Below are 17,810 nucleotides of genomic sequence, written 5' to 3' on the forward strand. Positions count from 1 at the left end.
TTATATTAAAATGATAATTGTGCTCCAAAAGTGTAATTTCTTGTTCTTGGATACGCATTATAATCAATGTTAGGTGTTAATCCAGTTTCTAAATTAACTTCTGGATCGTAGCCCGAGTAATTAGTCCACACAAATAAATTGGAACCCGTTGCATATAAACGAACTCTATTAAATATCATTTTTTTAGTTAATGCTTTAGGAATTGTAAATCCTAGTGTAAGCATATTTAATCTTAAAAATGAGCCATCTTCAATGGCGTAGGACTCAGCAACAGGACGACCGATTGATGTTGGATTCCATATGGTAGCATTTTTATTGAAATCGGCTAAAAGTTCTGGCGAGGTGCGAAGATCGTTACCCATATCATCAAAATTTCTCCATCGATTGGCCAACGATATTTCCATTCCCAAATTATTTTGGTTATTAGAATACCAAGAAGTCATCATGATTTTGTTGGCATTATACACATCAAAACCGTACACAAAATTGAAAAAGGTAGATAAATCAAAGTTTTTCCACACGGCATTCAATCCAAAACCTCCTGAAAAATCTGGATTAGTATTACCAATAACCTGTCTGTCTTTAGCTCCAATCACATACGTATTGGAATCTGTTGGGTCAACAGGAGTCAATTTTTTAAACTTGGCATTTCCTGGTCGTGGATCGCCCGAAAGGTTTTTGGAATTGGCCACACCATCTTTAAGTACCCAAACTCTAGTGACAGGATCCAATGGTTCGAAATCGTCCACGGTATAAAAACCATCATTTACAAAACCGTAAATTAACCCTTTTGTACCTCCAACATAAGCACGATAATCATCATCATTCAACAACTGCGTACCAGCCCATCCTGAACTAAGAATCCATTCATTTTCTCCACTTGAAAGTGCATCAATTTTATTTTTATTAAATCCAACATTGAAGTTTAAATCCAGTTGAAAATCTTTATTCTGAACCACACTACCGTTAATTCCAAAATCAATTCCTTTGTTGGATGTTTGTCCCACGTTTGTCATAATTTTATTAAAACCAGATGCTCCAGCAATATCAGATGGTACTAACAAATCTTTAACTGTGTTTTTATAGATTTCGATTGTCCCTGTAAGACGCTCTTTGAAGAATCCGAAATCAAAACCAAGGTTTGTAGTATAAGTTGATTCCCATTTCACATCAGGATTGCTTAAGTAATTACCATTATAAAAATTATAATAGTAATGGCTAGTCTCGCCCCAACCCACTGAGCGGTTTTGAGAAACACCATAATATTTAGCATACAAATCGCCACTAATTCTATCATTACCAGAAACTCCATAACTTAAACGCATTTTCAAATTCGAAATGGTTTTATTATCCTTTAAAAAATCTTCGTTTGAAACTCTCCAAGCTACTGCAGCTGATGGAAAAAATCCCCAACGATTTTCAGGACCAAACTTTGTCGAACCATCTGCACGACCTGTTAGCGTTATAAGGTATTTATCATCATAACCATAATTGACACGACCGAAGAAAGAGGAAATTCGGTTTGGCGAACCTTCAGAAGAAGCGTTTCCAAAAGGGGTTCCCAATGCTAGATTATCTAATGCTTTTTCTGCTGTTATAGTTTCAGGAAAATAACGAGTAGTGTAAGTCTTATTGGCACTGCTCTGATCTTTTATTTCTTGACCAAGCATCAATTGAAAATCATGAAGTTTCTGTAGTTTAAAATTATAATTCAATACATTGGTCATTTGCCAACGTGGACTTTGAGTCATTCCCCAAGTTACTACTGGCTGATTGTTATTGGCAAATGCAGTGCCCGTATCAGTACCCCAGAAACGACCATCTTCAGAGTATTGGTATTGAAAACCGAATGAGCTTCGAAAATTCAATCCTTTATCAATATTCCAAGTCAAGGCACCCACTGTATTAAAAGTGCGTGAAATACGATTGCGATAATTCTTTGCAGCTTCCTGTATAGGATCAAAACGTTTAACTGGCTGATAATCCTCTGGGTCAAAATAAGTATCATCTTCTGGTAAAGTCATATAATCTTGCAAACCAAGAGTGGGTGCTTGACGAATGGTATTAAGCAAACTAACCCCTTCAGTTCCGGAACCTGCAATAGTTTGATCTGTAAAACGAGTTTGATATTCAAAAGTAAATTTGTCTGACAATTTAGTAGTCATCATAAAATTTATATTGGTTTGTTTTAAACCAGTTCCTATCAATACCCCCGGCTGATCCTGATTGACTACTGCAAACTTGAATTTTGTTTTTTCAGAACCACCACTAATATTTAAGTCTAAATATTTTGCAATTGGATTTGTACCAAAGATTTCATCTTGCCAATCGGTGCCTTTATCACCTTGATAAATATACAATTCATTGGCACGTCCATAGCGATTGAAAAAAGCAGTCGGATTTGAAGTTCTTCCACGTTCATACTCATATTGCATCATAGTATATTCGTACGGATCCATTACATCTAGATGATTCGATAGTGTTTTCATCTGCATATAACTATTTAAATTTACAGAAACCATATTGGCTTTAGGCTTTTTTGTAGTTACCAAAATAACTCCATTAGCTCCTCTAGCACCATATATTGCTGTTGATGCAGCATCTTTTAACACTTCTACCGATTCAATATCTGTTGGCGGGACATCATTTAGAGTGGCAACCTCAAACCCATCCACCAAAATTAAAGGAGAATTATCTTGAGTAATGGATCCTCCTCCACGCACTCTTATCATAATATCAGAACCTGGAGAACCATCGGCTGAAGTAATCTGAACCCCTGGCAATCTTCCAACCAATGCTTCAGCTACAGAACTGGTTGGAACTTTTTCTAATGTAGTTCCTTTGATACTTGAAACTGCTCCTGTCAGGTTGGCTCGTTTTTGTGTTCCATAACCAATGACCACAACTTCATTCAATTCACTTGTCGATTCTTTCATCTCGACAACAATACCTGAGGTACGCCCTTTTAAAGGGACAGTCAAATCTTGCATACCAACATATTTAACCACCAAAACAGCTGTTTTTGGATCAGTTACTTTTATGGAGAATTTACCGTCCAAATCGCTGGAAGTACTCGATTTTTCATTTTTTACTATAATTGTTGCAGATGGAATTGAACCCATTTTATCCCGCACAACACCCGTTACGGTTACCAATTTCTGAGCATAACCACTAACCGTCAATAGCAAAAGGGTCAAAATGCTCACGATATGTTTTTTTATCGTCATAACTAATATATTATTATTTAGATTTATTTTTTAATCTGTTCATTATTGGATTTTATCTAATTTGGCACTACTACCCCATTAATGGTCACCACATAATCTTTGATAATGGGAGTGTCTGGATCATTTAAGTTAAAATCGACATTCGTAATTCCGTTAGGTAAAACTGGAAAAGTACCCGCAAATTCCTTTGTTTTGACAATAACAGAATTCGCATCCATAAACTCTATTTTGGCACGAACATTATTTGCTGTATCATCTGTCTGAAATAGAATAAAATCGTCTAAATAATTAATTCCTCCTGTGGTCGTTTTCTTTGTTTTATTAACCGACATATCTCCTTGCACAAAGGTTTCATCAACAGGTTTGTATCCAGTTCGTTTTACAAAAACGGTTACTTTTATATTCACATAACTTGGATCTGCTACAATATCTTTTGCTTTCAAACGCAATGTACCTGTCCTTGTTAAAATATTCATCTTAAGAGTATCCGAGAATGGAGAGGCATAAGGTACAGCTGCCGATAAGTTTACCTTTTGATCGGCAGTGACTAATTGAGGAATAATCAAATCCTTTAGATTAACTGGAGAAGTAATCATTTGCGCTGGAATATCGGTTGCTATAAAGCTATACTGTCCATTGTTTAGAGCAAAACGATATAACGAACTGTAGTTCCCAAAATAATCGCCATTTTCTTTATAAATAAAAATAGGCAATGTTGAAATTCCAACATTTAAATTCCAAGGATCTCCATTCAGTTCAAGTTCATAATTTCTAACAACCGAAGTGTCATATTTAATTTCATCTTTAGTGCAGGCAGTCATCATTAAAAGTGATACCCCACACCCAAGTATAAGATTTTTTATATTTTTCATACAGTGTAATTTATAAATTGAAATTCCTTAAGACTAATTAATGATTGATGCGATTCCGTCAATTCATTCCTTTGGTTACATGACACTGTAAACATCCTAATAAATGGAAGGACGAAAGTGTTAATTTGTTTCATAAGCTTATTTTTTAGTTAGTTAATTAACTTTTGGTTGTATGGCAAAACTAGATATATGAAATCCTAATTTGGTGTAAATATTGCTTTTCGATAAGGGTGTAATTGCTAATTTAACCCCTAATAAATTGATGAATCAATAAATAAATAGGAGTATTTTTTTCACTACAGAAAAAAAATAAAGAAAACTAAAATACACTAGAAGTAAACCCAAACCATAGTAACACAGACCTAATGTCATTATAGCACAAAAAAAACAGGGACTAAAAGCCCCTGTAAAAACACCACCTTTATTTTAAGTATATAGTGGATGAATCCAAATACCATTTTGGAATTATATATCTTTTATCTATCTAGCGATGTTGCTGGCGATATTCAGCTGGAGTACTATTAAATTTTGTTTTAAAACATTTTCCAAAATATTTCAGGTCATTAAAACCTACTTCAAAACAAACTTCTTTTATCAACATATCTTTATTTTTGATAAGATCGGCAGCCTCATTCAATCGCATATCACGAATAAATACAACAGGCGAAACTCCTGTTATGTTTTTAAGCTTATTAAAGAAACTAGCCCGTGACATGTACATTAATTTTCCTAATTCATCGACTGAGAAATCTGATTTAGACATATTTTGTTTTACAAATTCAATCACTTGTAACATAAACTTATGATCTTTATTAGAAATTTGCAAAGGTTCTTTTTCTGAAATTTCAGGAATTGTACCTGTTGAATACAACTGCTGAAGACGCAAGCGCTGTTCCAAAACATTCTTTACCCTTGCCTTTAAAAAACTCACATTAAATGGTTTAGTTAGATACTCATCAGCACCATATTCCATTCCTTCTAATTTACTCTCTATTGATGTTTTTGCACTAAGTAAAATTACTGGAATGTGGCTGGTTGCAAAATTATTTCGAATTAATTTAAGCATTTCGATACCATCCATTTGAGGCATCATAATATCACTAATAATAAAATTTGGAGATACGTTTTCGGCTTTCAAATTTCCCTCAACACCATTTTCAGCCACATAGATTGTATATTCATCCTCTAATACCGAAACAATAAAACTCCTCAATTCGGGATCGTCTTCTACAATCAGACCTACTGGTTTCTGGTCAATAATTTCATCCAAATCTACATTTTCAGCAAGCTCTTTTTCAGGTTTTAATTCATCTATTAAATCTTTATTAGATTTTTCAAGTAAAATAGTTACATCTTCAGTAAAATGCTTATATCCTTTAAAAAAACAAAGTTGAAAGCTACTTCCTTTACCCGGAGTACTATCTACAACAATAGTTGCCCCATGTTTATCTACCAAATCTTTCACAATAGAAAGCCCTATGCCAGTACTAGGATTATATGGGTTTTCGTTGTAATTAGAAAAACGTTTAAACAATTTTTTTTGCATTACAGGATTGATCCCTGGTCCATTATCTTTTATCTTTAGGAAAACTTGTTTGTCAGATTCCTCTACAATTACCTCAACAGTATCGCCTTTGTTACAATATTTAAAAGCATTTGAAATTAAATTTACCAAAATTTTATCTAGGCTATCTGGATCAAACCATACTTGTGGATTGGGAGCAATACTATTTAGTTTTAAACCTATATTGCGCTGCTTGCTCATTTCGCTAAAATTTTCACCTATTTTAGCCACAAATTCCTCTAAATTTATTTCAGTAACTTCTAACTTCCTGTCTTGAATTCTTCTTAAGTCTAAAATCTGATTAACCAAGTTCAATAACTTATTACTGCTTCTTTCAATAACTTTAAGTTGGGTTTTCACTGACTCAGAAATTTCATTATCCGAGAGCATTTTCTCTACAGGAGCAGTAATCATCGTAAGTGGAGTTCGGATTTCATGTGAAATATCGGTAAAGAATTTTAGCTTTAATTCATTCATTTGCTTCTGCAACTCTACATCACTCCTCAATTTCAAGATGGTTAAAATCGTACGTCGAGTCACTAAAAACAAACCAACAGCCAGTAACAAATAACAGAAATAAGCCAAATTAGTTCCCCAAATAGAAGGACGAATGATGATTTTAATTCTTCTTTCATTATTCACCCATAAATTGTGTCCATTTGTAGAGGATAGTAAAAGAGTGTATTCTCCTCGATCTATATTCGTATAATTAATCGACTGACCTCCTTTAATATAATTCCATTGCTTGTCAATTCCTTCTAATTTATAACGGTAAACAATATTCTCATTTTTTATGTAATCTAAAGCTGAAAATTGAACTCTGAAAAAATTCTGATTATGTTCTAGTGTGACTTCTTCAAGTAAATCAGGATTTCTAGGAGTCTCAGGATTTATTTCGTGGAGTTCTCTATTATTTACTGTAAATCCAGAAATGGCCAAATAAGGTTTAAATCGAAAAGGTTTAATAGCTTCTGGCTTGAAATAAATAACACCATTAGAATAGCCTAACACAATTTCACCACTTGCTAGACGGCACCTTGTCGCTTCTGAAAATATTTCGTTACCAATAAGAGATTTCAATTCAGGAAAGGTTTCAGCACTATTGGTTTTGAGATCGAATCGAACAACCTGATTATCGCCCATTACCCAAATTTTACCTAATTTATCCTCTTGTATAGATACAATTCCTTGAATAAGGAAAGAAATAGTTTCGCCCCAAACCGATTTAACCTTTAGCTGACCTTGTTGGTCTATATCAGCCATAATCAAACCTTTTCCGTTGGTTGCCAATGCCAATCGATTATCAGAGGTTACTAGAATATCTAAAATATCATTACCCGAAACTTGTGAAAATTCTTTGAACACTAGCTGACTTGCTGATTTACTTTCCTCTGAAAAAGAAAACAATTTATAAGACGAAATAAAAAACAATTTATGCTCTTTATTTTCGACTATAGATCGAACCTTATCTGCACTTTTTATTGGGTAGTTTTTCAGTTCATTTCTATAATTAATAAATTGAATACCACCTTTTGACTCTCGAATAAGATTTACTCCACCTCCCCAAGTAGCCAAATAAATCTGACCCGATGCCGACTGAAAAACTTTATAAATATCATTAGAACTAATACTATAGCGAGCATTCTCGATATATTTATAATGAATTACCTTATAGTTAAATGGTTTTTTACTAGGAGTCAGACAAAATAACCCATTCCCTCTTGTTCCTATCCATATTTTTCCTTTGGAATCCTCTAGCATACTATAAACATCTGACCCCCAACCTGGACTATTATTTGATAGCGTTCCGTCTGCGCCTAAAAGTCCTATCTTCTTTTTATGAGAATCAAACAAAGCTACTTTTTCAGCACGACTAGCAACCCATAGATTACCCATTTTGTCTTTCATCAGACTCCTCACATTATGCTTTTGAAAATTGCCTGCCGAGTCTAAATTTAATGTTGAAAAATTAGTATTGCTAAATGTTATTAAGTCTAAACCTTGCTTGTAGGAACAAAACCATAAGTTCCCTAATCTGTCGAACATTGCCGTATGCATAACATCCGAGAAGGTTTCTCTTGATTCTTTAATACATTGAATTATGGAACACAATTTATTCTGTTTTTCATTCCAATAAGCAAATGCTCCTTTATTAGATTGAATCCAAACCGTTCCGTCTGGCGAAGTAAGCAAAAAACTTCTTCTATCGGTACCAACACTAGCTGGATCACTTGAATTTACTTCTATATGTTTTAACTTTCTGGCAATCAAATCAAATTGATATACTCCTGACCCTATTGCCTCAAACCAAAACTGTCGCAAATGAGTTATTCCTAAATACCTAATTTTTCCACTTGGAAAACCTGCTAATGTTGTGCTATTATAAACATCTAGTTTACCTTTTTTTATATCATAAAGATAAAAGCCTTGTTCTTCTGTTGCTATCAATACTTTGTTATCAGACACAAGCTGAATTTGAATAATATTTCCCTTTATTCCAAGCTCAAAATCAAAAAAAGTACTCGACTTTTTAGTGTATCGTGTAAGCTTGCCCTTGGCTCCTCCAAACCATATATCGTCTTTCGTTTCCATAATAAAAGTAAACGAATAGGGTTTTCCAGAGTGTCTCGTCATATTAAAAAAGAAATACTCTGGCTCTCTACTTGTTTTCTTCAATCGGCAAATCCCTGAATCAGTCAAAAACCATGTTGTACCTAAAGCGTCTTCAAAAATATCTCGGATTCCAGTAGAAAGTCTTGCTGAATCAAAAGTTACTTTGCTAATTTGCTTATTATTTTCAAATGCAATTAGGTAATTTTTATTTTCAGGAAACAACCATACTCTTCCAGAAGGCATCACTTTAAAATCTTTAAAGGAATCATTAGAAACTGGAGTAGATTTTCCTTCAATAGGTTTATGAAAAAGCAACTGATTTGTATCGAAATAATATATATCATTCTTTTCAGACTGAATCCAAACCCTTCCATTTTTATCAAATTTAAATTTAGAAACCCGATTGGATTGTAAGTGTAATGAATCTCTTTGTCCTACTCTAAAATTTTCAAAAATAGAACCATCATAACGAATCAAACCATTGTAAGTAGCTAACCAAATGAATCCTTTTTTATCTTGTTGAATGTCTATGATACGGGATTGACTTAACTTCACATCATGCGAGAAATGAGTCAATATACCAGATGGCTGTGACACACATATGGTGCTAACTAGATAAAAAAGAATTACAATTATTTTCTGTTTCAAAATTTATATTTTTATTAGCCTAAAGCAGATACAAAAATATCATAATTCTTGTCTAAACCTAAAACAGAGCTCCTTCATAGTCAAATAACCCTTCTTAAATAGCATTTTGCCCCCACTTGTAGAGGTTCAAAAATTAAAAAGCACAAGAATAAGCTTTACAACATCCTTCAAATAGTAATTTATCCTAATTGATAATAATCAAAACAACTAATTTTGTATCAAATCGTAATTGAATATTGAAAGTCTATACTATTTTTACAAAACAATTACTTTTTAAAAATAATTAAAACTAACTATTTTAAAATAGCTCAATGAAAAAAAAATATCTCCTAGTGTTTTTATTAAACCTAGTCGCATTAAACACTTTTGCTCAAAAAAACTTACCCTTTAAAAACACTGAATTACCAACAGAACAAAGAGTAAATGATTTAGTCTCAAGGATGACAATAGATGAAAAAATTAGTCAATTAATGGATTCATCACCAGCTATCGATCGGCTTGATGTGCCAGAATACAATTGGTGGAATGAAGCTTTGCATGGGGTTGCTCGTGCAGGTTATGCTACTGTTTTTCCGCAATCTATTTCAATTGCATCCTCTTGGGACCGGCAATTAATCTTTGATGTTGCCAATGTAATTTCTGATGAAGCCCGCGCCAAACATCACGAATATTTAAGACGAGGACAACACGGAATATACGAAGGGCTGACTTTCTGGTCACCAAATATCAATATTTTTCGGGATCCTCGTTGGGGTCGTGGTCATGAAACTTATGGAGAAGATCCTTTCCTTACAGGACAACTTGGACTCCAATTTGTTAATGGTTTACAAGGAAATGATCCCAAATATTTAAAAGTAATTGCCACTGCCAAACACTTTGCTGTTCACTCTGGTCCAGAACCTTCACGACACTTTTTCAATGCTGAAGTGAGTGATATCGATCTTTACGAAACCTATCTTCCTGCTTTCCGAACTTTAGTAAAAGAAGGCCAAGTTTACTCAATAATGGGAGCTTATAATCGACTTAGGGGTGAATCGGCCAGTGCAAGTCCATTTCTTTTTAATATTCTTCGAAAAGATTGGGGATTCAAAGGCTACATCGTATCCGATTGTGGTGCTGTCACCGATATTTGGAAATACCACAAAATCACCAAAGATGCAGCAACTGCTTCTGCTTTAGCAGTAAAAAATGGTTTGGATTTAGAATGTGGAAGTTGTTTTAAATCATTAAAAGAAGCCATTGCTAGTAAATTAATTACCGAAGCCGAAATTGATTTTACGCTAAAACGTCTATTTACAGCTCGTTTTAAACTAGGTATGTTTGATCCTGAGGAGATTGTTCCTTATGCTCAAATTCCGTATTCTGTAAACAATAACTCCGCTCACGACTATCTAGCTCTCGAAGCTGCTCAAAAAAGCATTGTTCTTTTGAAAAACCAAAATAAAACTCTTCCCCTTTCCAAAAACATAAAAACTGTTGCTGTAATTGGTCCAAATGCTAATGACGTACAATCTTTATGGGGAAATTATAGTGGTATTCCGAGCAATCCTGTTACGGTACTGCAAGGCATCAAAAACAAATTGGAACCAAATGCAAAAGTATTATACGCAAAAGGAAGTAATCTTGCAAAGGGAGTTCCTGCAATGAAAGCAATTCCATCTATTTATCTTCAAAATGAAAATGGAACACAAGGTTTAACTGGCGAATATTTTGATAATAAAGATTGGAATGGGAAACCTCTTTTTACTCGTGTGGATGACAATATAGATTTTCATTGGGATATTGATACGCCAGATCCACGTTTAAAAATGGGTAATTATAGCATTCGATGGACTGGTTATCTTATTGCTCCAAAAACAGGAACCTATGACATTTCTGAATGGTCGAAACCTTTTATGACTGTAGAAATTGAAGGCGGAAAAAGCACAGGTGGAAAAAACCAACATCACCCTAGAATTCGTGCTCAAAAAATGGATTTAGTAGCTGGAAAAAAATATAAAATTGAAGTCAAATACCAAAACTATTATGGCGATGCTATTGCGCAACTATTGTGGGCAGAACCACAAGAAAATTTACTGCCAGAAGCTACACAAATTGCCAATCAAGCCGACGCAATAATTCTTGTATTAGGATTGAATGAACGATTAGAAGGCGAAGAAATGAAAGTAGAAGCCGATGGTTTTGAAGGAGGAGACCGCACTAGTCTTGATTTACCAGCCAATCAACAAGAATTAATGCAAGCCATGGTAGCCACAGGAAAACCGGTTATTTTAGTTTTAATAAACGGAAGCGCACTCTCTATAAATTGGGCTAATGATAATGTTCCAGCTATTCTTACTGCGGGATATCCTGGCCAACAGGGAGGTAATGCCATTGCCGATGTGCTGTTTGGCGATTACAATCCAGCGGGTCGATTGCCTGTTACTTATTACAAATCGGCAGAACAACTCCCTGCTTTTGAAAACTATGATATGAAAGGACGTACGTATCGTTATTTCGATAAAAAAACACTTTATCCGTTTGGATTTGGTTTGAGTTATACCCAATTTAAGTACAGTAATTTGCAAATTCCAGCAACCATAAGTCCCGAAAAAGATTTTGAAGTAACTGTTGAAGTAACCAATACTGGTGACAGAGATGGAGATGAAGTGGTTGAATTATACTTAAAAGATGAAAAAGCATCAACTCCACGTCCTATTTGTCAGTTGGAAGGTTTTGAGCGTGTAAATATAAAAAAAGGAGAATCAAAGACAGTTCATTTTAAAATCAGTCCTAGACAACTATCCTTAATCAACACTAAAGACCAACGTGTGATTGAGCCAGGATGGTTTACACTATCGGTTGGAGGAAAACAACCTGACGGATCTAACGACATTCAAAGCGGACGATTCCAAATTACAGGCAAATTAATAACACTCGAAAAATAAATTATTTGGAGGTTGTCTCAAAAAGACAACCTCTTTTTTTTTAAAATTCATTACCTAATAGGCTCATAAAACTCAACTTCTATTATAGGTAATTGTTCAATGGTTTTGCCTTCTTTATTTATTCCCGCTTGATCTACTTTTCCAGTAATTTCAACTAAGTTAATTCCGTCACTATCTTTGGCAGTTGCCATTAATTCGATTTGAACTTTTTTGCCTTTGGTAGGTTCAAAATCGAGGGTTACATATCCCAAACTAAGAGGAGTAAATCCTTCAAACACTTTTTTATTGTCGATTGAAATCCGAATCGGATATTTTTTACTTCTCCATCCAGCAAGCTTCAGTACCACTTGATTGATATTGGCCTCACGCTCTAATTCATATTCAATCATCGCTTTGCCAGTTTTTCCATAAGACCATTGCGTCAATTCATTGTCATCATAACTTTTTACAGCATCTGCCTGATTAGAATCAGTATTGGCTGCGATAATAGCAACAGCAGTACGAGTTTTGGAGAAAGATGGTGTTGCCGGAGTGGGTCCTTTTTCTGTAAATGATGATAAATTTTCGCTTGGCAACGTATTCGATACCTTTTCAATATCGGTTTTGATAGTTTTTATAGTAATTGCATCACTTTTTAAAGAATCTGAAGTAGCCAAAATTTTAATATTCCCTGCAATATCGATTGATTTAACGAAGATTCGATTGACACCACATTCTACTGGAAGTTTTTTGCTTCCAATATAATTATCAGGTCCTTGGGCTATTCCTCCAATAAAAGTCCCTTGTCCTTGCACATCAAAATTGATTTCGTTTAATGCCGTTGGACAACGATTGCCTTTTTCATCCACTACTTCTACTTGAACCAAAGCCAAATCATTAGCATTAGCTAGTGTTCCTCCTGGTCTTTCGATGGTACTCAACTTAATTCCAAAGGGTTTTCCAGCGGTTTGAATTTGATTTTCACAAACTTTTTTACCCGTTTTATCATAACCAATGGCTTTGATAATTCCAGGTTTAAAGGATACCTTTTTGAAAGTGAATAAGAATCTTTTATCTTGTATGCCTTTGCCAAGGCTTTCGTTATTTACAAATAATTCTACTACATCTGCTGTTGAAATTACGGTAATATCTTTGGTCACACCATTTTCATAATTCCAATGTCCTACGATATGCAAATCGGGTGTATCGGTATCGACCCATCCGTTCCAAATCACTTGATGAGCATAGAAATTGTCTTTTGGGATTCGCATGGCGTCCACTTCTCCGCTTCTGCGATAATTTTCTTGCCCTCGGTAATGGGTATTCGAATCACTAAAAATAATATTCACTCCACCAGAATTCACGCGTTCTCCTGTTCCCGGGCGCATTTCCCAATAATCATACCACCGTGCCACATCTTCTTTAGCGTGTGTATCTTGATTGTGATTATAAGCGCTAGCATCGGCTACTTTACTACCATTGACATTAGTATGAGCCGTTCCTCCTGTACCTTCTTTGTGAAAAGGTGGCGTGAATTCGTCCCAATATTTGCGTAAGCCTTCATCTCTACTGTATTCTGTAGCCCAAAATGGAATGCGAGCACTTTTGTTGATGTACAACATTTCTCCACCATATTCAGCCACTTTGCTGTCGAGCATTTCTCTGCTTCCAATAGCGCGACCTCCTTGTGGGTCGAATGTGTTTTTGATAGCCAACATTTCTTTCATATGATCCTCCGAGATGCTTTCGTTTCCAGATTCGTAAAAAATAATACTGGGATTATTGCGATTGTAAATGATGGCATCTCTCATTAATTCAGTGCGTTGTTCCCATCGGCGACCCTGAACATCAGCTTCTGAATCTCCTGCTGGCATGGCTTGAATCAAACCCACTCGGTCACACGATTCAATATCCTGCTTCCAAGGTGTAACGTGCATCCATCGCACTAAATTTGCATTACTTTTTATCATTAAACTATTGCTGTAATCGCTTAACCAAGCTGGCACTGACATTCCTACAGACGGCCACTCGTTGCTGGTTCGCTGTGCATAGCCTTTCATCATAATGACACGATCGTTCAAATACACCATCCCTTTTTCGAATTTAGTTTTTCGAAATCCCGTTTGAATAGTCACTTTTTCGACTGATTTAGTATCGACCAATAATTCCGAAGTAACTGTATATAAATAGCCGTAGCCCCAACTCCAGAAATTCAAATTATCTAAAGCTTTCATAGCTGTTAAATCCTTAGTTTCATTTGGAGCAATAGCGAAAGAATCGCCAACAAAAGTAGCTATCAGTTTTCCTTCCCTATCTTGAACACTTACTTTCAATTGAGTAGTAATCGATTTAGAAAGTTCATTTTTTACTTGCGAAGCCACATTAACAACTGCCTTTTTGTTTGCAATATCAAAATTGGTGGCATAAACATAAGTTCCTGTTGTGCCCAAAGTAGAATACAACGGCAGTGTTTGATACACTTTGGGTTTTAAATGTAGAAATACATTTTTGGGAATTCCACCATAATTGGCATTAAAGTTATTATTGTTCCATTGAAATCCAGAACCTGATGATTTCTCTTTATACTTCCAATCATTATCGGTTTTTACGGCTATCACATTTTGCTGAGGATAAGGTTTTACATAAGGAGTCAAGTCAAAACCAAAAGCCATAACTCCATTTTCATGTCGGCCAATAAAAGTTCCATTGATATAAATTTCTCCCATTTGACGCACTCCTTCAAACTCGACAAAAACTTTTTTATTGTTCGAATCTTTAGGAAGCTGAAAGGTCTTGCGATACCAAGCAATTCCTGTAGATAATTGTGTAATATCTAAACGAAAAGCTTCAGATTGATTCCAAGCATACGGAAGATTTACATCCTTCCATTTCTTGTCATTGAAATCAGCTTGTTTAGCTTCTTCAACATCGCCAATATTTAATTTCCAACCGTAATTGAAGTTGTATTTTTCTCTATCTGATCCGTTTTTCTGCGCATTTACTGAAACAACAGCAATTAGGAAGAAAAACAAAATATAAAAACGACTATTTTTCATTATTGATTTTTAATTAATTATTTTACTTTATTTTGATTCGAATTGGGTTTCAATTCATCAGGGCTATCTTTCGTATAGGTATTAAATATTTCTTTTGATGGGCTTAGAAATAGATCCTGGATTACATCCAAAGTCAAGCTGTTTTTGGGACTAAATTGATCTGAATTCATATACTCTTGAAGCGATAAAAACAATTGTTTTGCAGCTGGTTTGTTTTCCAAATCTGGACTCAAATTGGCACTACTTACAATGATTTTCCCTTTACCTACTTGGGCTTCAAATACTAAAGCCAACCTGCGATTCATAAACCAAGTATCAATAGGTTGAATTAAAGGTCGGAAATCTACCGGAAAATCTTCGAGATTCATTACTTGCGAGCGATTTTGAATTTCCCACCATTGCAAATCAGAGTGGAAACTTGTTGGAAAATTGGAAAAAGCAGGACTTTTATCCTGAATTAGCATCCCTGTAACGTGAGGCGGACGCATTTTGAACCAAGAGGTATTCCAAAAAACAGGCAAAAAGTGCATTTCCACTTCTTTACCTTTTACCACTTTTCCTGAGGCATTCAAAAATACTTTTCCACCATTATTCAAAACCTCTTTGGCTTTTTCGTCCAAAGTTGTCGTGTAATAAATCGCTGGGGAAACTTCCACTTTTTGATCAGGATACACCCAAAAATTCCAGTCGTTGACAAAAGCAGTATCGTTGACTTTTACTTCCAATTTTAATTTCGAAGCTTCTTTAATATCGACTAATGGAAAACTAAGATTTCCAACGAATTGACCATTTCCATTTTCGAAAGTTTTAGGATCAAAACTTCCTGAAGAAAGAATATTTCCTTTTTCGTTTTGAATCGTCCAACTAATTATAGCATTTTTTAATGGCGTTTTTCCTGAATGAAACAGCACAATTTCTGCCTTAAAGGTTTCAGCATTGGTATATGCAAACTTTGGAATCTTGGCCAAAGGAACTGTAGAATTACAAAATCGACTGTATTCAGCAGCAGTTACATATCCTTTTTCTTGAAAAAAAGCATCCAAAACACCCACTAAAGCCGTTCCTTGACCCGGAAAATCCTGTAATCCTAATGCTTGAAAACCTCCGTAACCAGGCGTTCTCAACATTTTTTCGATTTCGTTTTTATAACACAACACCTGTAACTTTCCAGAGGCAATCAAAAAATCTTTGCTTTGATTTCCCATATGGTGATCATCTAAATCTTCGCGGAACATTTCGAAATTTTTGGCTCTGTAAACTCCTGTGTATTTTTGAATTTCATCGAAATTTGGAAAAACACAATATTGACCAATTTCGTGTGACACAAAAGGAACTTTAAATGGTGCAATTCCGGAGCTAAAATCAGATTCGGTTTCAGGCATTTTTTCCCATTTCAAACCTCTAACTCCCCCACGAGATTGATATTCAGCATTGGGAACAACTGGCCAGCTACCACCAACTGACATTCCGGTATAAACTCTTCGGTTGTCTTTTGCTTTCCAAAAATCAACAAATTCATTCAAGTATTTCACTTGGTTTCCTGCAGGCTCATTCCCAGCAGACAACATTGTAAAAGAAGCGTAATTGCCGTATTCCTTTGCCATTCGCGTGGTTTCGTCATACAAAAATTTATCTACAGGCTGACCCAATCCTATTTTTGGTCCGTGGTTAGGCCAACTCGGGCCTTCGGGTTGCAAATAAAAACCCACTTTATCGGCAGCAATAAAAGCTGCTTCAGGAGGACACCACGAATGAAAACGAACGTGGTTCAAACCATAAGACTTTATTTTTTTAAAGATAATTTCCCAAGCCTCGACCGTAGTTGCCGGATAACCAGTTAACGGAAATTCGCAATTATGAACCGTTCCTCGAAGAACAACAGGATTGCCGTTTATTAAAAAGCGGTTGCCTTCAATTTTGAATTCACGCATTCCAAACTGGACTTTTTTCGAGTTTTTTATTTGTTTCGAAACCAATTTTACTTCCAGATTGTACAAAGCTGGATCAAATTCATCCCAAGTCAGCATTCCTTTTCCGAAAGGCAATTCGACTTCGATGGTGTTTTTTCCCAATTTGGACACCGAAATCGGGCTAAAAATTTCTTGAGTTTTATCAGATTCGTTAGTGTTGAAACTTTTGGCAGCTATGGCAATTTTGCCGTTAAAATTATTTTGGGTACTGTTGTTGACCGTGATTTTTACCCGAGCTTTTCGATTTTTTATGTCAGGATAAATCTGTACATCGTCTATATATACTGGAGAAGCAGCCTCCAACTCCATTTTTCCGATAATACCATTCCAATTTCCTTGAGTATGATCGGTGACGCTATGGGAATCTGGTCCCACATTTATTTTTTTGATTTGATTGTCAATTCTAATAGAAATCCGCTGCTTTCCGGGAACAAGATATTTACTCAAATCATAGTTGTGAGGAGCAACGAGTGAGTTTTGCAAACCTACTTCCTGATCGTTTACCCAAACCCTAGTTTCGATATGGGCTCTTTCTAAATGGAGCACTATTCGTTGCCCTTTCCAATTCTTAGGAATGTTTACTTCTTTTTGATACCAAGCCACGCCAACATAATGTTTTGCAGGAGTCAACCAAAAGGGAATATGTATGTTTCCAGGCTCGCGAAACTTTTTTAATCGAGGTACAAAATAGTAAGAACTGTCATAAATAGAGCCTGTCCATTTGGTTTTCAAAGTAATTTCATCGCCTTTCAAGTTTTCGGCCATTGAACCTGGCAGATGAATTACATCTGCCAATTTTTTGTTGTACCATTTTGCTGTGACACCTTCGTCATTTTGATCCATTTGAAAAAGCCAATTGCCTTTCAAATTAATTACTTGAGCCTTACTATTGAAACTGCTTAAAGAAAATAATGCTAAAAAAAGCAAGCAGATATAACTATTTCTATTCATTAG

At 35.2% G+C, this 17,810-nt stretch carries 6 protein-coding genes; 1 reads left to right on the forward strand and 5 read right to left on the reverse strand.

The annotated features are described in order from the left end of the window. Positions 1-5: 5 nt before the first annotated feature. From C3L50_RS01230 to C3L50_RS01240, 3 genes are all read right to left on the reverse strand, one after another. Entirely contained in the window at positions 6-3,227 is a 3,222-nt protein-coding gene (locus tag C3L50_RS01230) for a SusC/RagA family TonB-linked outer membrane protein (RefSeq protein WP_103804199.1), read from the reverse strand. Positions 3,228-3,283: 56 nt separating this feature from the next. Further along, positions 3,284-4,099: a hypothetical protein gene (locus tag C3L50_RS01235; protein ID WP_133158838.1), complete on the reverse strand. Its 816-nt coding sequence runs from the start codon at positions 4,097-4,099 to the stop codon at positions 3,284-3,286. A 484-nt stretch (positions 4,100-4,583) separates the two neighbouring features. Continuing rightward, positions 4,584-8,924, reverse strand: a complete 4,341-nt coding sequence (locus C3L50_RS01240) for a hybrid sensor histidine kinase/response regulator transcription factor (RefSeq protein WP_108723447.1) — start codon at positions 8,922-8,924, stop codon at positions 4,584-4,586. A gap of 311 nt (positions 8,925-9,235) precedes the next feature. Here C3L50_RS01240 and C3L50_RS01245 point away from each other — a divergent pair, with 311 nt between their 5' ends. Beyond that, entirely contained in the window at positions 9,236-11,851 is a 2,616-nt protein-coding gene (locus tag C3L50_RS01245; RefSeq protein WP_103804204.1) for a beta-glucosidase, read from the forward strand. A 50-nt stretch (positions 11,852-11,901) separates the two neighbouring features. Here C3L50_RS01245 and C3L50_RS01250 read toward each other — a convergent pair whose 3' ends face one another. Both C3L50_RS01250 and C3L50_RS01255 read right to left on the reverse strand, forming a co-directional pair. Beyond that, positions 11,902-14,886 (reverse strand): glycoside hydrolase family 2 protein, encoded by a 2,985-nt coding sequence (locus C3L50_RS01250; protein WP_103804206.1) that lies wholly within the window; start codon positions 14,884-14,886, stop codon positions 11,902-11,904. 17 nt (positions 14,887-14,903) lie between these two features. Beyond that, on the reverse strand, positions 14,904-17,807 hold the full coding sequence (locus C3L50_RS01255) for an exo-beta-1,4-galactosidase (RefSeq protein WP_103804207.1): 2,904 nt from the start codon (positions 17,805-17,807) through the stop codon (positions 14,904-14,906). Positions 17,808-17,810 lie beyond the last annotated feature (3 nt).

The sequence above is a fragment of the Flavobacterium alvei genome, assembly GCF_002920895.1.
GTDB lineage: Bacteria > Bacteroidota > Bacteroidia > Flavobacteriales > Flavobacteriaceae > Flavobacterium > Flavobacterium alvei.

Coding starts and splice junctions, on each gene's coding strand:
- C3L50_RS01235 (WP_133158838.1), bottom strand. CDS start 4,099: ATGAAAAATATAAAAAATCTTATACTTGGGTGTGGGGTATCACTTTTA.
- C3L50_RS01245 (WP_103804204.1), top strand. CDS start 9,236: ATGAAAAAAAAATATCTCCTAGTGTTTTTATTAAACCTAGTCGCATTA.
- C3L50_RS01230 (WP_103804199.1), bottom strand. CDS start 3,227: ATGACGATAAAAAAACATATCGTGAGCATTTTGACCCTTTTGCTATTG.
- C3L50_RS01250 (WP_103804206.1), bottom strand. CDS start 14,886: ATGAAAAATAGTCGTTTTTATATTTTGTTTTTCTTCCTAATTGCTGTT.
- C3L50_RS01255 (WP_103804207.1), bottom strand. CDS start 17,807: ATGAATAGAAATAGTTATATCTGCTTGCTTTTTTTAGCATTATTTTCT.